At 43.3% G+C, this 22,656-nt stretch carries 15 protein-coding genes; 2 read left to right on the top strand and 13 right to left on the bottom strand.

Translation table 11 applies throughout. From position 1 onward, the window contains the following. Positions 1-302 precede the first annotated feature (302 nt). Both MKY20_RS05515 and MKY20_RS05510 read right to left on the bottom strand, forming a co-directional pair. Positions 303-1,730: a M20 family metallopeptidase gene (locus MKY20_RS05515; protein WP_251174273.1), complete on the bottom strand. Its 1,428-nt coding sequence runs from the start codon at positions 1,728-1,730 to the stop codon at positions 303-305. Positions 1,731-1,746: 16 nt separating this feature from the next. Further along, positions 1,747-3,042, bottom strand: coding sequence for an amidohydrolase (locus MKY20_RS05510; protein ID WP_019380682.1), 1,296 nt, complete (start codon positions 3,040-3,042; stop codon positions 1,747-1,749). Between the two features lie 311 nt (positions 3,043-3,353). Here MKY20_RS05510 and MKY20_RS05505 point away from each other — a divergent pair, with 311 nt between their 5' ends. Together MKY20_RS05505 and MKY20_RS05500 are read left to right on the top strand one after the other, a co-directional pair. Then, positions 3,354-4,295, top strand: a complete 942-nt coding sequence (locus MKY20_RS05505) for a DUF1672 family protein (protein WP_251174274.1) — start codon at positions 3,354-3,356, stop codon at positions 4,293-4,295. Between the two features lie 13 nt (positions 4,296-4,308). Then, positions 4,309-6,423 carry an SA1320 family protein gene (locus MKY20_RS05500; protein ID WP_251174275.1) on the top strand — a complete coding sequence of 705 codons (2,115 nt, stop codon included), beginning with the start codon at positions 4,309-4,311 and terminating at the stop codon, positions 6,421-6,423. Positions 6,424-6,523: 100 nt separating this feature from the next. On the opposite strand, the gene MKY20_RS05495 is transcribed toward MKY20_RS05500, so the two are convergent. The 11 genes from MKY20_RS05495 to MKY20_RS05445 form a co-directional block, all read right to left on the bottom strand. Continuing rightward, the gene (locus MKY20_RS05495) at positions 6,524-7,015 is read right to left on the bottom strand and encodes a hypothetical protein (protein WP_251174276.1); all 492 of its coding nucleotides are present in this window, start codon (positions 7,013-7,015) and stop codon (positions 6,524-6,526) included. Between the two features lie 146 nt (positions 7,016-7,161). Further along, on the bottom strand, positions 7,162-9,144 hold the full coding sequence (locus MKY20_RS05490) for a bifunctional metallophosphatase/5'-nucleotidase (RefSeq protein ID WP_251174277.1): 1,983 nt from the start codon (positions 9,142-9,144) through the stop codon (positions 7,162-7,164). A gap of 77 nt (positions 9,145-9,221) precedes the next feature. Continuing rightward, positions 9,222-12,002 (bottom strand): DUF6359 domain-containing protein, encoded by a 2,781-nt coding sequence (locus MKY20_RS05485; RefSeq protein WP_251174278.1) that lies wholly within the window; start codon positions 12,000-12,002, stop codon positions 9,222-9,224. 228 nt (positions 12,003-12,230) lie between these two features. After that, a complete protein-coding gene (locus MKY20_RS05480) occupies positions 12,231-12,797 on the bottom strand; it encodes a 3D domain-containing protein (protein ID WP_251174279.1) in 567 nt (188 codons plus the stop codon). Positions 12,798-12,991: 194 nt separating this feature from the next. Continuing rightward, positions 12,992-13,609 carry a cell wall hydrolase gene (locus MKY20_RS05475; RefSeq protein ID WP_251266810.1) on the bottom strand — a complete coding sequence of 206 codons (618 nt, stop codon included), beginning with the start codon at positions 13,607-13,609 and terminating at the stop codon, positions 12,992-12,994. A gap of 239 nt (positions 13,610-13,848) precedes the next feature. Beyond that, positions 13,849-15,585, bottom strand: a complete 1,737-nt coding sequence (locus MKY20_RS05470; protein WP_251174281.1) for a methyl-accepting chemotaxis protein — start codon at positions 15,583-15,585, stop codon at positions 13,849-13,851. Positions 15,586-16,238: 653 nt separating this feature from the next. Next, on the bottom strand, positions 16,239-17,546 hold the full coding sequence (locus tag MKY20_RS05465) for a M14 family zinc carboxypeptidase (RefSeq protein ID WP_251174282.1): 1,308 nt from the start codon (positions 17,544-17,546) through the stop codon (positions 16,239-16,241). Between the two features lie 661 nt (positions 17,547-18,207). Then, a complete protein-coding gene (locus MKY20_RS05460; RefSeq protein WP_251174283.1) occupies positions 18,208-19,401 on the bottom strand; it encodes a phosphopentomutase in 1,194 nt (397 codons plus the stop codon). A 2-nt stretch (positions 19,402-19,403) separates the two neighbouring features. After that, complete coding sequence (locus MKY20_RS05455) at positions 19,404-20,564, bottom strand: YhfX family PLP-dependent enzyme (RefSeq protein ID WP_251174284.1); 1,161 nt, start codon at positions 20,562-20,564, stop codon at positions 19,404-19,406. 27 nt (positions 20,565-20,591) lie between these two features. After that, positions 20,592-21,734, bottom strand: coding sequence for an aminotransferase class V-fold PLP-dependent enzyme (locus MKY20_RS05450; RefSeq protein ID WP_019380671.1), 1,143 nt, complete (start codon positions 21,732-21,734; stop codon positions 20,592-20,594). Beyond that, complete coding sequence (locus MKY20_RS05445) at positions 21,734-22,651, bottom strand: phosphotriesterase family protein (RefSeq protein ID WP_251174285.1); 918 nt, start codon at positions 22,649-22,651, stop codon at positions 21,734-21,736. Before MKY20_RS05445 ends, MKY20_RS05450 begins: the two co-directional genes overlap by 1 nt. Positions 22,652-22,656: the final 5 nt, after the last annotated feature.

The raw sequence follows: 22,656 nt of genomic DNA, 5'->3' as shown, positions 1-22,656 counted from the left end.
CTCTCTCTCCCTGTTTTCTGCTTCTTCTGTCCGAAGTGGCGCTAAGTTCGGACTCTCTCTCCCTGTTTTCTGCTTCTTCTGTCCGAAGTAGCGCTAAGTTCGGACTCACTCTCCCTGTTTTCTGCTTCTATTGTCCGAAGTGGTGCCTGGTTCGGACTCTCTCTCCCTGTTTTCTGCTTCTTCTGTCCGAATGAGCGCTAAGTTCGGACTCTCTCTCCCTGTTTTCCGCTTCTTCTGTCCGAATGAGCGCCTGGTTCAGACTGCTTCTCCCGCTTTTCTGCTTTCCCTGTCCGAATGGAAAGTTACTTTAATGTAGAAGGCTTAACCTCTTCAGGAATTGGACATGTGTAAGGATTAGCTTGTTTGAATTCATTGAACTCCTGTTTGACAGCTTCTAATTCTTCCTGGTCTGTCAGCAGTTTGACAGCTGTTAAAGCCATGGCTTCTGCTGCCCGGAGCATGCCTTTGTGGGCATAGCTGCTGATGCCTTGGGTGGTCATCTGCCATGTATGCAGCGGTGTGCCCAGTGCTGATGTTGAGGCTGTCAGCTGTGCGGTTGGAACGACCCAGCTTACATCTGAGACATCTGTAGAGCCGGCAAGAACTTCTTTGGAAGGTTCATAGGCTGAAATCGTTTCTGCCAGGTACTTTCCTTCAAATTCACTGCCGTCCCCTACATATCCAAATCCTCTTAAAATATCTAAATAGCTTTCTTTTTCACCTTCTGATAGGGTTGTCCAAAGCTTTTCGGCAAAGGCCTTTTCTTCTTCGTCCGGTTTTTCGATGCCGGCTTCCTGAAGGCTTTGATGGAGAATTTTTTCAAGGCTGCGGTTTGGAATATAATTGGAGCATGCCTTGTCAAACTCAATGGTAAGCTCTGTTTCTGTCATCAGAGCCGCGCCCTCCGCGATTTTGCAAACCCGCTTGTAGATTTCCTCCACCTGCTGAACCTTTGGTGCGCGGATCAGATACAGCACTTCAGCGTCTGCTTGTACGACATTTGGCGAGATGCCCCCTGTGTTGGTGATGGCGTAATGCATCCTGGCTTCCGGCACGACATGCTCGCGAAGGTAATTCACACCCACGTTCATCAGCTCAACCGCATCCAGGGCACTTCGTCCAAGATGAGGTGAGTTCGCCGCATGTGACGATAAGCCTTTAAATCGAAAATAAACCTGATAGTTTGCGAGACTCGATAAGCTCATGATGCTGTTGGCAGGAGATGGATGCCATGTTAAGGCTGCGTCCACCCCATCAAATACTCCTTCACGGACCATGAAGGTTTTTCCGGAACCGCCTTCTTCACCCGGACAGCCAAAAAACTTTACAGTCCCAGGCAGATTGTTTTCTTCTAAATACTTTTTTGCTGCACAGGCTGCCGCAAAAGCGCCGGTCCCAAGCAGATTATGCCCGCAGCCGTGACCGACTTTCAGCTCGGTTGGCTCGTACGAAGTCTTGTTGGGCACCTGCCCCAATCCGGACAGAGCATCAAACTCCCCGAGAAAGCCAATAACAGGGGCTCCGCTTCCATAGGAAGCTACAAACGCGGTTTCAATGTTTCCGGATTTGCGTTCCACCTGAAAGCCTGCTTTTTCGCACTCAGAAGCTAAAAATTCTGCTGATGCATACTCTTCAAATCTAGTTTCCGGATGATGATAGATATACTCACTGATTTTTTCAAACGTCTCTTTGTTCTCTGTTAAAAATGTTTTTGCAAAGTTGTTCGACATGATTTCCTCCTTTAATTTAAATGGCCGATCCGCCATTTAAGATATGAATATAAGCATCAACCGCAACCAATAAAGCTTCTTCCTCGAAATCAAATTGAGGATGGTGGTGAGGATAATCAAGCTTCGTTCCAAACAGCATAAACGTAGCTTTGCCGCCATGCTTCTGGACCCTATTCATCATAAAGCTGACATCTTCCGATCCGGAGACAGGGACTGAAGGAAGCACTTCTTTCACAAGCTCGCTTGATGCACACCATTCGGTGATTTTAGGTATCAGCTCTTTATCACAGACAACCACTTCCGTAACTCCGACTGCTTCGATTGTGCAGGACACATCATGCATATCTGCTGCCGCCTTAATAATCCGGGTCGCTTTTTCAGCCATATATTGAGCAATCTCCGGTGTCTCACCCCGCACTTCTATTTCCATATAACTGTCTCCCGGGATGATGTTCCGGCCGCTGCCTGCAGCAAGCTTCCCAACATTCACCCTGGTGACGCCATCATGATGGCGCGGAATGCCATAGAGGTTGTTAGCAGCCGTTGTCGCCGCCAATAAAGCATTTTTCCCGAGCTCCGGATTAATGCCGGCATGTGAGGAAACACCTTTAAAATAAGCATTGTATTTAGTTGAAGCCAGGAATCCCGGCGTTGTGGCTGCAATTGTTCCAACGGGCAGGGACTTAATGCCGATGTGGCCTGAATAAAAATAATCGACATCATCAAGCCAGCCCTTGTCTGTCATTGCCCGAGCCCCTCTTCCACCTTCTTCAGCCGGCTGAAACAAAAGGGTAAAGCGGCCCTTTAGTTGATCCCCATGGGAAGAAATATACTGGGCTACCCCAAGTCCGATGGCAGTATGTCCGTCATGTCCGCACGAGTGCATCACATTCTCTTCTTTCGAGCCAAATTCGTATTTGGCTGGACGATGTGCAGGATCTGTCGATTCGTTTATTGGCAATGCGTCAATATCAAAGCGGAAACCAACATGGTCTCCGTTTCTGTTAGTATCCCAGACTGCCACAAGCCCGGTATTCCCGCCGCGCATTTGATCGAGCCAGGACTCTTCAACACCCCAATCCCTCGCCTTCTTCTCTTGAGCTTCAAGATCAGCTTGTGCAGGAAGCCCCATACGGGAATTCTCGTCAAGCGCGTCTTTCCCTAAATAAAGCTTGAAACCCATCTTCTCCAGTTCTTTTCCGATTCTGTATGTAGTGATGTACTCCATGAACCCCAATTCAGGCAGAGCATGCAAAGTGCGCCGCCATTTGATCAGCTGGGGAGTTATTTCCTTTAAAAAGCTGCTGTCCATCATGATCCCCCTTGTTGAATATTATTTCGGACATTTTCCGTTTCATTACCTTAAATGTATTATACACATGTTATTAGAAAATTCAAAGTAAGCTTTTAACTATTAAAATGTGATTCGTTGAATTTTTATACAGCAAGAACCGAATTTAGCAAATCTTTAGTATAATACTCCCTATTCACCCCCTGACTTTATCCCTATTTTTACCTAAAAAGTGTAATTTTCCACGTTTAAACTGTAAAAATATAACTCTATCCGCTAAAATAAGGGATATACTTTGAATGGCACATTCCTTTAGGGAGGACATTTAACTAATGCACAAGAAAACGAAAATTTTACTCTGCAGTGTCGGCATATCATTAATGCTTGGAGGATGTTCTGGTATGAATAGCGCAAATAACAATCAGGAAAGTGAAAAATCAAAAGAAACACAGGCTGCCCCTTCTGAAGAATCACTGATCAGTGTTCAGGATTATACCGGTGAAGGCTATGCACTTCCATATGGAAAAGAAACCGATAAAATTGCTGATGAAAGTCTTGATGAAATAGAGGAAGCTGCAATTGAGTTTTTTAAGGAGAAATATAAGACCGATGTAACGGTGCATAACGTGGTGGGTGCTAAGGATGGGGCTACTGTGTTTGTAGAATCCAAAGGTGAGCCGCATTTCTACACTTATGCTGTAGTACCAATTGATGAACTAGAAAAGAAAGTGATGACAGAAAAGATATGGGCGGACCAATTCCAGGTGGAAAATGCCATTAAAGGCGGATTGTATCACATGATCTTTAATGAAGAGTTCCAACAGCTCGACGACTATCTTGAGACTATTGCAGCAGAAGGTCAGGTAACCGGAAAAACAAAGGATGCCCTCCAAAATGTGGGCGGACACGGATATATGACTCCATATTATTTTATTGCATTAACAAGTAAAGAAGAGGCTATTAAACCAGTTTATGACCTTTATATAAGCAATCCTGATGAAAGTACGGAAAATTTGAGGAATGCCTATGAAGAGGGCTCGTTTAATCCTGAAAACTTCAAAATCAATATACAATTATTTATGGCTGATAAGCAGGCAGAACCAAGTGAAGAAATATTTAATCAAATCACGAAAGAGCTGGAAGAAATGGACTCAATACCTAAGGGCACATACAGCTTCTCTCTTAATGATAACTTCATTGATAAACAAAGTTCGGAAGGTGCTAAAGATAATTCTTTAAAACGCGGATTCCCGGATTACATTATTAAGGAATAAAGCAGGTGAATATATGGGTACTCTTAAGGGTTCACCAAATATTAATACAGGTATAGCAGCAAACAATGATAAAGATTTAGTTGAACTGGCAGGCCTTCATGCATATACCTATCCGCTATTTGAATCGGTTCTGCAGGTAAATAATACAGACTATACAGTTATCGATACTCGTTATGAAGACCCTACTGGCCTTGATGCTATGACAGTCGTAAATATGGAGACAGAGGAAATATCCATCATTTATGTAGGCACAGATGCAAGCGGAAAATATGGCAACAAAGATATTCTGACTGATGCACAGCTTTTAAGTGACCTAACTCCCGCCCAGCTGGCTGCAGCAAGAAGCTATTATACTGAAATGAATCAAAAATTTAACCAGGTTGGCGGCGTTAAATCGATCGCGGGAAATTCACTTGGCGGGGGTCTGGTTGGTGCAGTAGCAGTTGAAAACCCAGAAGTAAATGCAGTTACTTTAAACCCTGCCCTGCTTCCTGAGGGGATGGTGGATCCTAATCAAACTTATGATAATATTACAAATTACTTCAGCAGCTACGATGTGCTGACTCAAACTTTGATTGCATTGGATCTGCATGGCCGGATTCCAGGCAAACAGTATGAAATCTTCAATGGGATTCCTGAATTCTCTAAGCTTGCTACAAACCATACAGGCTATTTGCGGAACGAAGATGGCTCCCAGTTCTATGTGATAGGAGAAGTCGGAAAGCCGGGATATGGCAGGATTTATATTGATGCAGACGCTCATATCGTGTCAAGCATCTGGACAGGAATCCCGCTCTATGGAGGACACTCAGAACGCATTGAAATCAATAAAGAGAATCTGGATATACTTGCTTCTTCTCTGCAAAGCCATGTTACGGAAAGACTGAACCTTGCTCACGAGTACCTGGGCAATTCGGTTGCCATTGTAGAGGATGAAGGAAATCGGTTTTACGAGCGACTTAACCGGCTGCAAAATACGTTCGAGGATTTGTTTGAAAACATAATCAGTGAGCCGCTGTTTCTTGGCATCACAGCTATAAGCAACCGATTGACGGCGGAAATCGACCATTTGATTTCATTATTAAATATTGCGGAAAGCCACAGCAAATCATTGAATTATATACTAAACTCTCCTCCGGCAGAGCTTCTTGAGCATATTTTCCGGACGAATGTCAGTGTAGAAAGCTTGTTTGCAGAACTTCGCAATCAGCTGTATGAATTGAGGTCTAATATTCAGAACATCTCAAGAGGCATTATTAACATTGTCTCAGACAAAATTCCTGAACTATTTAGAGGCGGAAAGGATGCCTGGTATGATGCAATAGTAGGTGAATTAAACGCCCATTACGGTATTGTCAACGGTAACAGAGATAAGCTTCTCTCTCATATCAGCGAATTCCAAAAGCAAGTACAGGATGTTGCAGCCAACTTTCAAATGCGGGATCAATCTCTTGGGCAATCCATTAAGAGCAAGTCTACTCATTCCGATTCGATCTCGGTACAGGGAACCAATACTTACAAACTAGAAGACTCCCCTTATATGGAATTGAGAATGAAAATAAAGGAATTTCAGATGGATACTGCCTACACTGCATTTACTGCATCGACTCAGGCACTGCTCTTCCCTCTTCTGGAGAAGGGACAGCTTCTAACTTTCGCCGTCGAAAGCACACTGGAGATCCTTTCTAGCAGTATCAAAGGGGCAGCCAATTTTGCTTTAAGCTATACCATCCCTGGAAAGCTTATCAGCTTATTTTCAGATTTTGATGATAAAATTAGAAACAGCATCGCAAACGCTCTGGAGCCATTGGATGAATTGGCAGCTACCATTGAAGGTGTACGTAAGGGGCTAGGGCGTTTAATTGTGGAATATCCAACTCTATTAAATAATTTCAGACCTTATGTGGAAACCGCCATTTTTGACAACAGCGGATACTTTAACGTCCACCTCTATAACCTGGCATCCATCGCCATTTTAAGAGAGATGGAAATGCTATTTGATGATGTGGTTTATCAATTAGGAAACCATAAAGCTGAAGCGATTGATGCTTTGTGCGAGGTATCCAAAAAGGTGAAGAGTAATATGGGAATTCTCTATGAACAAGTAGATCGCGGGACGATTAATTAACAGGGACATTGGGATAGGCACCTTGTCCCATTGCCAAAAAGAACAAAGCCGAGCTAAGCCGCCAGCTCGGTTTTGTTCTTTCTTCTTATTAAATCTTCTGTTACCTCTCCATATATCCCTTTAACAGCTCTTTAAAAAACTGATTCAATTCCTTATTTTTCTGCCCCTTCAGCCATTCCACCTGGTTAATCGGCAGGTTTAATTTAAGTGTGATTTTTTCATTCGGCATTTCCACTCTTCGGATTTCTTCTAACGTCATGCCCTCCTCAATATCCGGAAAGTCCAGATGTTCCTCATTTATTCTTAAAACACCTTCGTATGACTCCTCCGGATCAAGTTCGCAAAATAAGCTTAACCTTGGCAGCTTGCCCGGTACAGATTTTAGAAACATAAATGAACTTAGTGATCGCCCATCTTCCAATTCAATTTCCGTGATCAGGCTTTCCCTGTCTTGATATTTTCTTAGAGTAACCTCGCTCACAATCAGATCCACTTCCAGCGTACTTCCTTCAGACGATTCAAAAATATAGATGGCACTGTTAAACACATAGATTTCTTCCCCATCGAGGTTTATTGATTTTATACCAGCCATACCTGCTCCTCCAAAATTATTACCATTTAATATATTAAATCCATCATATCAAAAAGAGCAGCAAAAGGGAGGAAGCATTTGAGCCATTAAAAGAAAGCTGCACACTATCTACGGTGTGCAGTTTCATCTTCGATACTAATTTTCTATTACTTACGATAACTAATCTTTTTAACGTTTTCTGCCCCTCTAAGCTCTACTAAATCGCTTTTCTCAACAATGACTTCTTTCACTTCTGCACCGCTAAAGTCTACGATGATCGGCTCTTTCTTTGGTGTTACACGGACACTCACGTTCTTAAGTCCTTTGCCCTGCAATACAGCAGAGTTTTTGAGCCAGATGCCGTTTTTGATTTCTGCGGATTCTTCTACATTAATAAAAGAAACCTTGTTCACTACTAGCTTCTTCTTTTTATCATCAGTAAAATTATATTTCTTTTCAAAATCCAGCTCTGTTACTGGCGGCAGACTGTCAACATCTACAATTCTGCCCTCCACTGCTGGTGTGATAGTACCCAGGCTGGATAGGTGTTCGGCAAAGTTTTCCCAATCGGAAAGTCCAAGATCTGTTACCCGTCCCTCCTGGTATGCTTTTGCGAAAACTGTATAACCATCTCCGCCTTTGGCTGTGAAAGCATTGGTAGCGATTGTGTATGTTTGCTTATCCTGGATTTCTGTGTATGTGCCCTGATCATTTTTATAAGCGATCGAAACGATTCGCTCACCGGCAGGCTTTGTGGAGTCAAATTCTACTTTTGCACCGGACACATGCAGGAAGCCGCCGTTTTCTGCCGGATACTGACCCATACTGATTTCAAAAGCCTCCTTCAGTTCAGCTCCCGTCAGCTCCATAGTTGCTAATGTGTTGCCAAATGGGAGAACAGTTATCACTTCTCCAACAGTGATTGGTCCTGCGTCAATCCCTGCACGAATACCGCCTCCATTTTGAAGAGCCATGGTGACATTGCTGTTATACTGCTTGGCTTTTGCAAGCATGCCGTCTGTAATTAGGTTGCCTAGCGCTGTTTCATTTTTCCGTACACTTGGCCCTGTGCTGTCTCCGCTTGTCCGCGGATTCTCGAGTGCAGTCACGGTTTCTGCGCCAATTTCAGTGTTCTTTAATTCCTGTATTTGTGAGGAGTATTTTTCAAGAAGCACTGCAGCTTCAGGATCGTCTGCTTTATCCGATATTTTAACAAGCTCTCCAGCTTGCCCAACTACTGTTCCGGCCTCATCAAATTGTACATCCAGTGTTCCGAGATAATTATTGTACTGGCCGGCTTGAACAATGACAGTAGGGTCCTTTGCTGCTCCTGTTTCATCAGCTGCCACAACCACTGGCTCATTTAATTGCGTATGGCTGTGTCCTCCCACAATCACATCAATCCCATCTACCTGTGCAGCCAAAGTTAAATCATTATCCACATTCGGATTATCATCATAACCAATATGAGTTACAGCCACAATTTTATTGATTCCCATACCCTCAAATGCTTTTACTGCTTTTTCTGCTTCTTCGATATAGTCCTTGAATGTAACATCACCAGGACTGGAAATACTCGCCGTCTCAGCTGTAGTCAAACCAAAAAACCCTACTTTTTCTCCATTAACTTCTTTGATGATGCCATTATATATTTTTCCATTAGCAGGTTCGCTTGATATCACATCACTGAATAATCCCTGCAGGTTTGCATCCTTAGAAAAATCTACGTTCGAACTGACAAATGGGAATTGTGCACCTTTTACAAAGTCCGCCAGTGCTTTGTGCCCTTCTGCGCTTGAACCCAAGTCGAACTCATGATTTCCGAAAGTCATAATATCATAGCCCATCAGATTCATGAATTCCAGGTCAGCTTGTCCAAGGAATTTATTAAAATACAATGTTCCGGAAAAAACATCTCCTGCATCAACAAGCAAGGCGTCCGGATTTGCTTCTCTTGCTTCCTTTACAGCCGTCACTTTTTTAGCGGCGCTGTCCATATTGGCGTGTGAATCATTGGTATGCATTAAGGAAAGTGTAAAATCTGCAGCTGGTGATTCATTTGCTGAAACCAAACCTGCCGGAACGGCTGTAGAGATGGCTAATGCTGCTGATAAGGCTACTGTTGATAATACTTTAATAGGCAATTTCATGAATTGCTGCTCCTTTCAGATGCTAATTTTTAAAAAGAGGATTGAAAGCCGAAGTAATTACACTCCGGCTTTAAATGCTATGCTGCTTCCTCTTCCTCATATGGGGAATCTATTTCTTCCCCCTCCGAATCTTTGATAATAATATGAGACGGATCCGCTTTTTTCCCAAGTGTCCATTTTTGGACATTTTCGGCACCGCGGATTTCCACAACTTTGCTGCTTTCGACCATGACTTCCTTTATATCTGATCCTGTTAAATCGACAATTGCTCCTTTGTTGGCAGAGCTGATAACCACTTTTGTATTTTTCAGGCCATCGCCTTTAACCGCGGCTGATTTCTTCAGCCACAATCCTTGAGAGAGGCTGGATGTTCCATCCATAATCACCAAGGCATTATGTGGTCCAACAACGAATTTCTTCGCGTGGTAGTTTACTAGATTAAAAACATGATCATATTTAGGCTCTTCCGGTTTAACTGCCGGCTTTAAGCTTGTCTGAATCATGACAGGGTCATGGTCACTTGCACGGCCGTGTTCTTCCATGAAGCCAGAGTTAATATGAAGAATATCAACCTCTGTTTTCTTGGCAAGGTTGTTGGATACTAAAATATGATCCAGCACCTGTGCATTTCCCTGGTAGTTGTACGTATAGCGCTCTTCTGCCCGAACCTTTTCAATCATGTTGGTTAATTCATCACCCTTTAATGCCTTTAAAGGATTGGAGAATTCAAAATCATTAAAGTCGCCAAGCAGGACGATATTGGCATTAGGGTTTTCTGCTTTTACTTCCTTTACGAAACCGTTAACCACGTTAGCGATTTTCATGCGCTGAATTTCACTGTTTAAGACGGGAGGCTGCACTTTGCCGAATAACGGAAAATCCCCGCCTTTCGAGTTAAAATGGTTAGCTACAACAATAACGCTTTCGCCCTGGAATTCGAACTGGGCCGCCAATGCTTTGCGGCTATCTTCAAATGCTTCATTGGAGGGATCAATGCGTCCTGGGTTTAGCGTTAATTTGCCGTCTTCAAAATCAACCGCATCCGTTGCTGACCCTTTTTCGCCTTCCGATAATGTTACCCTTTCAGCGTTATAAAGGAAGCCGACACGGATGTTTCCTCCCGGCTGGCCGCCATCCTGTTTATCTTCTGGAGCGATATCTGTGTATGTGTAAGCTGGACCGCCCAGTTCTTTTATTTTTTCAATTAATAATGCTGCACTTAGATCGGCTTCTGTTGTGCCGCTATCTATTGGTCCGTCATTATCCTGAACCTCTGTCAGACCAATGATATCCGGGTGCTTCATATTTTTAACGATTGCTTCTGCTAATCTCGTAACCTTTTCCGCATCCGTTTTTGTTGAGAAGTTTTCAACATTATAAGACGCGATGGTTAATTGATCTTCTTCAGGGATAAGACTTGTTTCTTCTCTTGCCGCAGGGCCTTCCTCAAATTCCGGCAATGAATCTGCATCACTTAATACTTTATAGTTGCTGAATCCGTAGCTGACGACACCCTGGACGCTGCCTTTAAAGCTGTCGCCCATTTTGGCAACAAAATCTTCATCGTTAATATCCAATGTGATTCTCTCAGGATTATAATCATTTTCTGAAATGCGCAGTCCGCCTGCCGCTGTGTTTGTTTCAACATCTCCTGGAACAACCACAAGCTCACCGTATTTTTGAGGCGCAACTACTTTAGGGTTGTCCACCTGAACAAGCATGCCTTCCAGGCTTTCATAAAAATCGATTCCATCCTGCTCCGGATCAAACTCACCAAAGCTGTCATTATCGATCACTTCAGTTGGCAGGTTTTCTTTACTGAGAATGACTGGAGCCGGAAGCTCCTGGCCTGACGCTATTTTATTAATTGCTGAAGCATTAATTTCGGTTACAGGCAAATCTGTCTCCAGTTTTTCAGCATAGCCGTCAAGTACCCATTCTTTAATCTGTCCTGTTACTGTAACCACATCGCCCGCTTGTGCTCCGTGATTTTTCTTGTAAACGAGAATTCCTTCAGAAGTATTAGGATCCTGGTCAGGCTGCAGGTCCTGCATATAGAAATTGTTTGCATCTGCCACTTTTGTGACGATGCCTTCCACATCCGCAGCATATTGGTTGGCATATTCGGAATAATGCCCTGCACCTTGAATATCATGAATGCGAAGTCCGCCTAATGCAGGCGTATAAGTAAATTCAGCTACTCTGCTGTCTGTTAAGCCTTCTTTAACAGCAAAGGCTTTAATGGTTGTTCTTTCATTAATGACAATCGGATCAGTATATGTATCACTTTTAGAAGTTGGCTCTGATCCATCCACCGTGTAATGAATGACTGCTCCTTCCGTTTCTGTCGATAAAACAATACCTGTTCCCTGCTTAACTGGACCTGCTTCAGGGGAAGCAGTTACAGCTGAAACCTTTGTTGGGTCTGTTTCTTCCACCCAAGAATAAGCCGATGAGTTCTTTAATCCTGGAACTGTAAAGTAGGCTTCCAGTGAACCGGTAATTTGAACTTTCTTTCCAAGGTTATCAGGGTTGTCCACCAGGTTTAATCCTGATCTCACATACCCGCTCGGAAGCTGAACCGGCAGTATTTTACCGGGATCTCTTTCATCGGGTGAGTCTGCCATGGCAATATTGGTTGCCATTGTAAACGGACCGCTATGGCTATAGCTTGAAGTACTCTTTGTAACTCCAACAATATAACCTTCGACTGTGGCAACTCCGTTATTATCCGCAATAGCTTCTGCCACAGACTTCACTTCTTCTGCACTTGCCGTGGCAAAAGGACTAAAAAGACTAAGAATCAAAGCAAAGACACTAATAAAGCTAAGCAACTTTTTCCGCTGCTTTCCAATCATGTAATCCACTCCTATTTCCTTATTTTAAACGTTTACATGACACTACCATTCTAGTAAATCACTCTTCTTTTTGGTATACAATCTGATATTTGTAAAAATTGAGTAAATAAGTAAAAATGAGAAAATATCCCCGTTTCATAAATAGGTCTAAAAACCCAGATGCGCACCGGAGATATTTTTTCCCAAACAAAAAGAGAATCCCCGCCAGGAAGATTCTCTTCATTTCTATTATTTATAAACTTTAATAGTAACCGTTTTGCTGCCCCATTGCAGGGCTTTCTGTTTGTTTGGAATGAAGACGTCAATTTTATTGCCTCTTACTGCAGAGCCTTTGTCGCCTGCAATTGCCTCTCCATACCCAGGTACATAAACTTTTGATCCCAGTGGAATAACCTTCGGATCCACCGAAATCACCTTGGCGTTCGGGTTCTTTTTCAGGTTGATTCCTGTATAAGTAATGCCGCTGCACCCTTTGCAGCTGGCAGTGTAGGCAGTCGCTTTCACTTTAATTTCTTTATAGGCTTTCGTTGATGCAGCCTTTACAGCTGTCTTATTAGGTGCTGCAGCTTTTGCCGATGAAGCAGTAACTTTTAGCACTTGTTTTGGTTTGATTGTATTTGATTTTAATTTATTCCAGGATTTAATTTGGTTAACGGTAACATTATGTTTTTTAGAGATCGCCCAAAGCGTGTCCCCTTTTTTTACTGTATACGTATTTCCTGCGGCTGAAGTGACATTGGAAAATCCAAACGATAGAAAAACAGCTGTGATTAGATAGATTACTAATTTCTTCATGATATCTCCTTTATGTCCCTTGATAGGAACATATTAACACCATAAGATAACAGAGAGATTTCAGTAAAACTCTTTTTATGTTACAGATTAAAGCGATTTTAATATTTTTGTAATATAAATTACCAGATTTTCTTTTATTATAAGAAGAACTAAATAAGGCACCTTCCCCGCTTGAACAGGAAAGGTGCCTCAATTTAGTAGGCAAAATTGTGACTGCCGATTTGTTTAATGACTGTTCTAGTAAATATCCATTGATCTGTAGCTGTATAAGGATTGTAATAATAGACTGCACCGCCAGTTGGATCCCATCCATCAAAAGCATCTCTTACTGCCTGATAAGCTTCAGCATCGGGCTGCAGCCAGTACTGACCGTCATTCACAGCTGTAATGGCATTCTTTTGAAAAATAACATTTGAGAGAGTATCCGGGAATTCATTGGACTCCATACGATTAAGAACGACAGCCGCAACTGCCACTTGGCCTTCATAGCTTTCCCCGCGCGCTTCCCCATAAACCACATGAGCCAGCATGTCCACATTTCTAAGCATTTCTGCTGTGTTAACTCCTACAATGCCATCAGCTGCTAAACCGAAATCATATTGAAAGTTTCTTACTGCATTCTCTGTTACCGTTCCATAATATCCTGTATTGTCTGTATAAAAATAACCAAGCTTTTGCAATGCTGATTGAATATATGTAACTTCCGGGCCTGCTGAGCCATTCTTTAGAACAGCAGCATCTGCCTTGGGCTGGCTGAAGCTCAGCACAAATACCATTGCGGCTGCTGCCGCGATCCACTTTATGTAATTCATTTGAACACTCCTCTTTATGTAGATATGTTGAGCTGGGCTGCCCCCCTTTTGATAAGGTAATAAGTTCACCTTTGCTTGTTTCCCTAGATGGTCCGTGAGAAAACTCAGTCAAATGGTTTATTTTTTCAAACGGGACAAAGGGGACATTTTTGGTGTCACTTCTAGAACTTCTCTTTCGAATTTCATTCACTTTTAGTAACAAAATAAAAAACCGCTCTCTATAGAGAACGGCTTCCATCTTATAATCTAAACTTCTCCACCGACTGTTCCAGCTGTTTAGAAAGCATACTCAGCTGAACGGTCAGCTCTGAAATCTTTTCTACCGCATCCTCCTGCTGGTCTGTTGAGGCTGCGACTTCGCGGGAAATTTGTGCTGTGTCTTTAGACAGACCCGCAAATTCATCAATGGATGCAGAAATCTCTTCTGATCCGGCAGAGAGCTCTTCTGTTACAGCAGAAACCTCCTGAATTTCCCCAGTAACACCTTCAACAGCATGCAGAATCTGATTGAATTTCTCTCCGGCACTATTGACCAGAACTGTGCCTTCTTCCACTTTACCTGAGCTCGCATGCATATTTCCGACTGCCTGTTCAATGGACGATCTAAAGTGATTTAGCTTTTCGGCAATTTGTGCAGCAGATGCTTTTGAGCCTTCTGCCAGCTTTTTAACCTCCTGGGATACAACCGCGAAGCCTTTGCCATGTTCGCCTGCTCTGGCTGCTTCAATGGCTGCATTTAATGCAAGCAGATTGGTTTGCTCTGCTATGCCTGAAATCAGGTTCACAATATCCTCAATTTCAATAGCCTGCGTACCCAGCTCTTCTATAAATAAGGATGAATCATTTACAGTCTTTTTAATCTCATTGATCTGCCGGATGATGGATTGAATTTCATCAAATCCTTCCTTTACCTGCTGTGTAACTGTATTGGATTGTTCGCTCACATCTGTCGAAGCTTCCGCAATACGCTGTATGCCTATGGCCATTTCTTCTATTGCTTTTGCAGATTCCTCACTTCTGATCAGCTGTGTATCAGTAGCCCCTGCCACTTCCTGAATCCCTCTGACAATCAGGCTGCTGGCCTGGCTGATATCTTCCATCTTGTTTTCTATTTTACCCGAGGAGACCAAGAGTGCTTCTGAAGATGCTTTTATATCTTCAACCATCACTTTTGTATGGTGCGTCATTTTTTTGAATGACTCTGTAACAAAACCAATTTCGTCATCCCCTTTTACCTTAATGGAATTAGCCTTCTCTTCTGCACCCCGAAGATCTCCATCAGCCATCAATTGGGCTGCTGAACTGATATTCTGCAGAGGGTGCAGTCTTTTTTTGACGAACCAGGACAGTATGGCAACAACTGCAAGGATTAACAGTATATTTATCACCAGGTTCATAGGGAGCTCTTTTTGCAGTACTTGATCTGAAATACTATTAACATTCTCTGCATTGATGTCGACACCCAATATCCCGATTACTTTTCCATCGGCTTTAATTGGTACAAACGCTGAAAGATAATCCCCATATTCCGGATCATGAACGATCGGTGAGCTTGATGCTTTTCCATCTAATACAGGAGAAATATCTTCATACGCTGTAGCAGTTGTCGGTGTTTTAATTTCCGCAGCCATATCCGAGTTCTTCGGCAGGCCATCAACCATTATAAAGAGCTCTTTCTTCTCGGAATCGGCCATTAAAGTATAAACGTAAAACGCACCCGTTTTCTCCCGAAAATCATTCAGCTGTTCCCGAAGATCCCAATAGGCCTCAGACTGTTCGGGATTCTTCAAAAAATCCTCATACTTATCTGTTTGCATCTTTGAAGCTATATTGTCTGCAATGCTTATACTAAAATTTTCAATAGAAGACTCTACTGAATTTTTCGTGCTTAAGTAGAGCATAGCAATATTGCCGAGTAAAACAATTGCCATTCCAAGAGCCATAACCATTGCAATTCTAGTGCTGAGTTTTTTCATATATTTCACTCCATTAGTAAATATTTCATATAAGGATTATAACTTTTAACCCGGTATAATAGCACTAGTAAAATCAGGAAAACTGGATAAAGGGACAGGTACCTTATCCCTCCAAACTTTTTACTGTGTTTTGATGCCGGTTAATGATCTGGTTCTTATTCACAAATAATTATAATAATTGATGTAAGTGTCTTTTTAAGGTATGTACAAATTTTTCTTCCACATGTGAAGGTTGAAAGTTTGTTTAGTTGCCTAATATAACGAAGGATCATGTAACAGAAGTCCAATTCATTAAAGAGGACCTTCAAAACGGAAAATTGTGGAGGGGCACTAAAGAAGGTATTCCTATCTTTCTTTTGATTCTGAGCCAGTTGCTTTATTATTTTCAATATATGAAATACTCCATCTGAACTTTATGGACTGAACTTGCTGCTTCTAATCCGCAGAGAGTAATAACTAATCGTCACTCAGAGCTTAAGCAGCGTTCACAGTTCGAATTTGGACATTCTAAGAAAGGGTATATGGAAGGGGCCGCTGACTCAATAGAATTCTAAAATAAGCTTTTTAAACAAATTGAAGAATAGATGATAAACTTAATAAAATAAGCCCCATTCAACTGAACGAAGGGGCTTTTTCAATTAAAAATTTCACTCTTAATCTCTTGTAGTCGGGTCTGAGATACTGTTTGAAGCTTCTGGGATAGCGTCATACACAGCAGGATCTACTTCATCGATCGATCCATCTGCAAGTGCGTTGAATAAATCGTAAAGAGGAGCCTTGACCGTCTCTTTCAGCATACCAGCCTGTTTTTGGCCTAAAGTCTGGCTTTGACCTTTAATCTCCATTAGCATAATCGCTGCATCATTTAAGGCAAATGCACCAAGTGCAGTACCTGGAAGATTTACATCAGGATATTTCTGAACTGCACCATAGTGGGAAAATCCTCTCTGTAATGTTTGAGAAGCAAGAGCATTTACCTGTTTGCCTAGTTTAAGAACATCTTCATCAACTTCGTACTGTTGTCCTGTGAATGGATCTATATATGGATCTGCCACTACAGCAGCCAGCTGCATTGGAACAGAGCGATTGTCTTCGTCAGAGACGGTATTGAATCCGCGGTGATGTACATCAACATACACATCAGGCTGTAAATCCTGGAAGACACTTGTTACTGTTCTGGATTCAGCTGTTACAAAGAATCCGCCGTAGTTACTATTATTTGTTGCTCTGCTATTTAGAAAATCTGCAACTTCTGCTTTATCCTGGTCTTCCACTCTAAAATTCAAATTCGGATTGTAGTCACGATTTTGATCGTATCCCGGAATTCCGTAAACTACACGCCCATTGTTATTTTGAGCTCTTTCGCTTCCATCGCTGTTATAATACCATGGAGCAGCAGTTCCTTCTGGAAGGTCAATGTTTTCCGGCAGCCACGTTTGGTGAGTATACCTTGTTGGGTACCATTTTCCTTCATACAGATTGTCTGCTCCTTCAGGATTGATACGAGGCATAATCCAGATAGACACTTTGTCCAGCATTTCATTTACATCTTTCGCACCTGAAGATAATTTTTGAATAATATCGATAGCAGCCTCTGTGCCGATTTGCTCGTTCCCATGAATTTGTGTCGTAATTAGCACCCGTTTTTTATTGGAGTCAGCATCACCAAACTTTACAACATATAGCGGCTCGCCTTTATCTTCTTCAGTTTGGTAGCCATCAGGAGACTGGTTGGAGTAACCGGCAATTTCAAGCTTCATTTTGCCTTTAGATTGAGATTCCAGGTTTTGAAGCTTCTTAAACAGCTCTTCATTTGACATATAGCTGGATAAAGAAATGTTTTGCTCATTCTCGATGTAAGGGCCATTCGGGTTTGATTGCGGGTCTGCAAAAGCTGTTGTAGATGCAACCATTGATAATGCAAGTGCAGCAGGTATTACGGCTTTTGAAATCTTTTTCATTTTCATCCTCCTAAGATAAATATTATTATGTAGAACGAAACTTTCGTGTTACTTAAGAAATAGTTTAATAGACAAAAGCCATAAAGTTAATTGAAAATATTTTATTTTTAGATAAATGAACCAAAAGACATAAATACAGATTGCTTTTTAAGGAAAAAGAAATAGAGAAAATAAGTGATTTGAACCATATAGCTCATAAGAACTGGGCAAGGTGCCAGCCTAATTAGACAAAGAGTTTTGGGAGTTCAACTAGCCACGCATAAGACCATATAGCAGAGCCGGTAGCACCTCCTCCTAAAAGCCACCCCTTTTCGCCGTACGGAGTAATTTCTATCGAGTAATACTTATGGAGCTGGACAGTTATCAAAGTCTAAAGTTACATTCTAATCTTGAACACGAAAAAGGCTTCCAATCATCTGGACGCCTTCCTCTTATAAAACACTCTATTTATTTCAAATTAACTTTAAGTCTCCCTCTATCAAGAGTATTCAATCTGTTCTAAAAGATTGTCCTGTTCGAATTAGGTAAGCTATTTTTTTAATAAGACATTTAGGAGAAGACCTTTTTCGCTATCTCCATGATCATCTGATAAAACAGTTCTTCCACTATTTTGTCTAATCCTCTATAATCTGAATTTATAACCCCAAGGCTTCCACCTCTCTCAATCTACAACCATCTTCAAAAAACTCTCGCCTTCCTCAGTCGCAGGCAATCTAAAAAACTCGCTAAATGTCGCCCCAACGTCAGCCATCGAATTACGCTTCCCTATGTTCACCGGTTTTACCCGCTTCCCGGCAGCAAGTATTGGAACGTATTCCCTCGTATGGTTGGAATGGCCGATAGTCGGGTCGTTGCCATGGTCGGCCATAATAATGATCAGATCCTCCTCTGCCATCTTGGGCAGGAATTCTGCGAGCCACTGGTCGGTTGTATTCAGCAGTCTGGCATACCATTCGGCATCCTCAGCATGTCCGGCCAGGTCTGTCTCCTGTACATTAACCAGAAACGCCGCGTCCTCTTTTTCTCCCAAATAAGATTTCTCTAAAGATCGCAAAACCTTCTCGGTATCCACAATCGGATCTGCAGGTCCTTCTCCATGCAAAACATCGGCCGTTTTGCCAATCCGATGTACTTTAAGGCCATGTCTGGCAGCTATCATCGGAAATTGTCCGTCTATGTTTACACCGTAGCCCATGTGATAGACTTCATAGCCTTTGCCGTACACCTTGGCCTTCGGGGCATCCACTCCCCACTGGCCGGAATTTCTTTCATGAACAACTGACAGGATATGTTCGATGGTTGTATAGGGTCCTCCAAAAGCAATCACACGGCTGGTGTCTACGTTCTGGCGGACAATCTTTCCGACTTTCTTTAACTCCTGGAAAGGCATTTTATTAAAATCAGCGGTTAAATTGATGATATTTCCTAATGAAGATTCAAGATTATCCCCAATGACACAGGCACCGTTTACCAGCAGCACCGGCCTGTCTTCCCATGGGTATTCAACCTGGCAGCCTGCTTCTATTAATGCTTGTGCCAAATCCGGATGAATATCCTTCATCAGCCTTTTATTTGAGCGCTTCGGGCAACTTCCGGCAATTTCCTGATGCCCGAGGTACGTATCTGCCCCGTGATGGGCCAGTGCCGAGCATCCGTAAGCATTGGCAGGGGCTGCCTTGCCATCGACAAGCGTTCCCAGCCCAAGCTGATATAGAGTTGGTATGTTTAAAAAATCAACCGATTCCCGGATATGCTTATAGGTATTGGCCCTGCAGTCACCAGGGCTGTACTCTCCACAATCCTCCATTGCCCCGATGCCAAAGCTGTCAATCACCAGCAGAATTGCTTTTGCCATCCTTACCACTTCCTCTCAAAGTGAACCAATTCCGGCTTTCCGCTCTGAATTCCTTTTACCAGGGCTATATGGGCCCTCGTGACAAACACCTGGGTACGGAAAGAGAAAACAGCTGTATCACCTTCAGAAATCTTAAAACCGTTCGGTTTCTCAATCGCGCCATAGTAATCAATCGCTTCAGGAGCCGGTTCGATTGCTTTTACATACTGCCTCAATATGTCTTTTTCATTGTTTCCGACCAGACACCCGGTTAAATGGGAGCGTCCGTAATAGCCGCCGCCAATGACGTAATAATGCTCCTGATCCTTGTGGGACACTTCCGTTACATATACAATGGCAGGTTTCTCAGGGAGATTCCGGTAAGCATGCAGCGGGGTCGTTCCGGTGAGGGCATGTCCCGGTTCTCCATGTGTTACACCCTGTTCTGCCAGGAACGGTATGGTTTCACAGCTGGTCGCACTTGGACCGTTTACCTGCTTTACAATAATGCCCTTTTTCTCCAGAACCTCTTTTGCTTTTAGGAGGGTTTTAAAGTTAGGAGTCGGCTCCATGCTTCTCCTGTCCTGAGATATCTGAAGGTTCGGGAAGGTCGTGACGCCTGCTATGTTAATCCCTGGAAGCCCGGCCAGTTCGAGAAGCTCTTCATCCAGCTTTTCCAATCGAAAGCCGCCCTGCTGTCCGGGATAAATCATATCGCCTTCTGCATACACCCTGAGAAGTACATCCTGCACCATGCCTGATTGAACAGCTGCATCAGAAAGCTGTCTGGCACGCGCAAAGGAAAATAGGGTAATGACTTCCGGATTCCACGACAGCACTTCCGGCCACTGATTTTTCCCCGGCTGAACCAGGTGGCCGACATTTCCTAGTTTAACGCCGCCTTCTGCCAATGTTTTGGCTTCGTCGAATTCAACAGCAACCGCTCTTTCGATTCCGTGCTCTGCTATAAACTGGCCTATAAACGGAAGCCTTCCAAGCTGCTTGCTCATAAAATAAAGCGTAAAGTCATGATTTTTTGCCGTTTCTGCCAGAGCTTCTACATTCTCTCCGAGTATATCGAGGTCAATCACGTACGTATTCGGGGGTATTTGCCCGCTTTGGTGCAAAGTGACACCTGATTGAATAAGCTTAGGATTTCTGCGCCTTGTTACATCTAAAAACATTGAAGTTTCCCCCTTTATTTACGGGTATCAACGATGCTGCACTTCTTTTGCAAGAGGTATCACTTTTTCCAGAATGCCGATGATCGTGCCCGCTCCTGATTTCATCGGATTAATGCGCAGTCCATATTCCTTCAGCTCGGGCTGTGCTTCCAAAAAGCTGCCGGAAACTCGGTAAATCATCGGGATAATTTCATATTTTGATTCCGCCCCAACCGGATGAGTGGCCGCCCCATGCTCATCACTGATGCTGATCACTCTTTGGGCAATCGGATCTTCGAGTTCTACAATGACATTTTTGGATTGGGCATTCGTCATGTAGGCGGCGCGAATCCCGTTCACAGCCCCTTCATTCAGACGGCGGCAGAGCTCTTCCACCTGCTCGTTTTGAATAGCCAGCGATACAGGTGCAAATGTCATCATTCTTAAAAGCTCCATGGCTTCGTAGCCCTGAACCTGGCCGCCGCCCGAGTAGTTATAGTGATGCACCCGTTCGATGGCCTCTTTTTTGCCGGCAATGACCGCAATTCCTTCCGGCCCGAGAAGCTTAAATCCGGAAAAGGTTGAGTAATCCGCTCCTAATTCCACGCCAATTCCCTTTGTCTTCAACGCGCAATAATTGTCATCCACGACGATTGGAAGATCCGGGCGTTCTTCCTTCACGGCTTTGATGACTTCGGCTAATTGATAATGATCTGTCGGCTGCTGGCGTGCATGCTGAATGTAGAAAACTTTAGGATTTTGATTACTTCTGATGGCCATTCTGACCTCCTCAAGATGGTTGTAATCTGCCTGGACGGTTTTAATGCCCAATATCCTTAACGTTTCCTTTGTCGTCGTATAAACAGGTGCAGTGTGAATGAACATTTCATCTCCAGGAGACAAAAGCATGCTTAGAATATTGCGGATCGCGCCTGTTCCGGCTCCCCTGACAAGGGCGCAGTCTTCTGCTTCAAAGAAATCCGCCAGAACTCTTTCCACAAGATACGTCTGTTCCGGACGCTTATAAGCTGGAGAAACACCAAGGTCCCCCATTGAAAGAAATTGCCTGCCTTTGAAATAGCGGCTCATTCTGTCTACCAATTTGAATTGTTTTTCCTGTGCTTCCTGTATCGATAGGCTTGGCAAAACTGATTTTGCGTACTTTAATTCAGCTCGGTTATATGTGGACACTATGATCGCTCCCTTATTGAAAAAGCTCTGGATGGATTAACGGTCAGAAACTGATGAAGAATGCTTTCCGGAATTCCTGATTCTTTCAATCTTGGAATAAAGGTCTCCAGCACAAGACCGTATCCCGGTCCTCCGTGCTTCTTCCAATGCGACTTGCGGGTTAAGTCTGCTGAAAGAAGAATTTGCTTTTCAAGCCCGAGGTTTATGAAATCAAGGAGGAAAGCGGCTCTTTCTTCATCGGGACGGTAATTATTTTTTCCGATCGTATCAAAAGCGATATAGGCTCCTGTTTCCAAAACAGCCAGAACCTCGTCTTTATTCGGGTTAAGGTCCTGATGGCCGATGATGATCTGATCAGCCGGAAGGCCATGCTTTGTCAGCAGCTGCACCTGCTCAAGCCCGAGTGTTCCGAGCGTTGTATGAGTGGTCACCGGAAGGCCGGTTTCGGCTCCGGCCATAGCGGCACCAATTAAGAGCTCACGTTCAATCGGCTTCATTTCATTTTTGCTAGTGCCCACTTCCCCGATGACACCCGGGAGAATGCCCGTTTCGGCAATCCCTTCCTTGGCTTCTTTTATAAAATGCTGTGCAAACTGCTCCGCATACCAGCCGTCTGCAAAATGGGGGATATAAGGATCTTTATAGAAGCCTGTGCATGTAATAAGGTGAACCCCTGTTGCCTCGCTCAGCCTTTTTAGCACATGAGCATCCCGGCCCATGCCGTCATTCGTCACTTCCACCATTGACCTTCCGCCGAGACGATAGAAGTCCTCCAGTTCCTCACGCATGCCCTGTTCATCATCCAGTATGGTATCCGGATCTTTTTTCACTCGCGAAAGGTCAATGGAGAGATGCTCGTGAGCCGAGCAAATCCCCAATTCTTCCGGAGCAATTTTTCCAAGTACGGTTTGTATCATGGCTG

Origin of the sequence: Cytobacillus sp. FSL W8-0315, from assembly GCF_038002905.1 — a bacterium.
Lineage (GTDB): Bacteria > Bacillota > Bacilli > Bacillales > Cytobacillaceae > Cytobacillus > Cytobacillus pseudoceanisediminis.
This window is presented reverse-complemented; position numbering and strand designations above follow the sequence as displayed.

Bases quoted from the DNA above. Each gene is read 5' to 3' on its own strand.
- MKY20_RS05460 (WP_251174283.1), bottom strand. From the start codon at position 19,401: ATGGCAAAAGCAATTCTGCTGGTGATTGACAGCTTTGGCATCGGGGCA.
- MKY20_RS05465 (WP_251174282.1), bottom strand. From the start codon at position 17,546: ATGAAAAAGATTTCAAAAGCCGTAATACCTGCTGCACTTGCATTATCA.
- MKY20_RS05475 (WP_251266810.1), bottom strand. From the start codon at position 13,609: ATGAATTACATAAAGTGGATCGCGGCAGCAGCCGCAATGGTATTTGTG.
- MKY20_RS05445 (WP_251174285.1), bottom strand. From the start codon at position 22,651: ATGATACAAACCGTACTTGGAAAAATTGCTCCGGAAGAATTGGGGATT.
- MKY20_RS05490 (WP_251174277.1), bottom strand. From the start codon at position 9,144: ATGAAATTGCCTATTAAAGTATTATCAACAGTAGCCTTATCAGCAGCA.
- MKY20_RS05495 (WP_251174276.1), bottom strand. From the start codon at position 7,015: ATGGCTGGTATAAAATCAATAAACCTCGATGGGGAAGAAATCTATGTG.
- MKY20_RS05515 (WP_251174273.1), bottom strand. From the start codon at position 1,730: ATGTCGAACAACTTTGCAAAAACATTTTTAACAGAGAACAAAGAGACG.
- MKY20_RS05485 (WP_251174278.1), bottom strand. From the start codon at position 12,002: ATGATTGGAAAGCAGCGGAAAAAGTTGCTTAGCTTTATTAGTGTCTTT.
- MKY20_RS05505 (WP_251174274.1), top strand. From the start codon at position 3,354: ATGCACAAGAAAACGAAAATTTTACTCTGCAGTGTCGGCATATCATTA.
- MKY20_RS05480 (WP_251174279.1), bottom strand. From the start codon at position 12,797: ATGAAGAAATTAGTAATCTATCTAATCACAGCTGTTTTTCTATCGTTT.
- MKY20_RS05500 (WP_251174275.1), top strand. From the start codon at position 4,309: ATGGGTACTCTTAAGGGTTCACCAAATATTAATACAGGTATAGCAGCA.
- MKY20_RS05470 (WP_251174281.1), bottom strand. From the start codon at position 15,585: ATGAAAAAACTCAGCACTAGAATTGCAATGGTTATGGCTCTTGGAATG.
- MKY20_RS05455 (WP_251174284.1), bottom strand. From the start codon at position 20,564: ATGTTTTTAGATGTAACAAGGCGCAGAAATCCTAAGCTTATTCAATCA.
- MKY20_RS05510 (WP_019380682.1), bottom strand. From the start codon at position 3,042: ATGGACAGCAGCTTTTTAAAGGAAATAACTCCCCAGCTGATCAAATGG.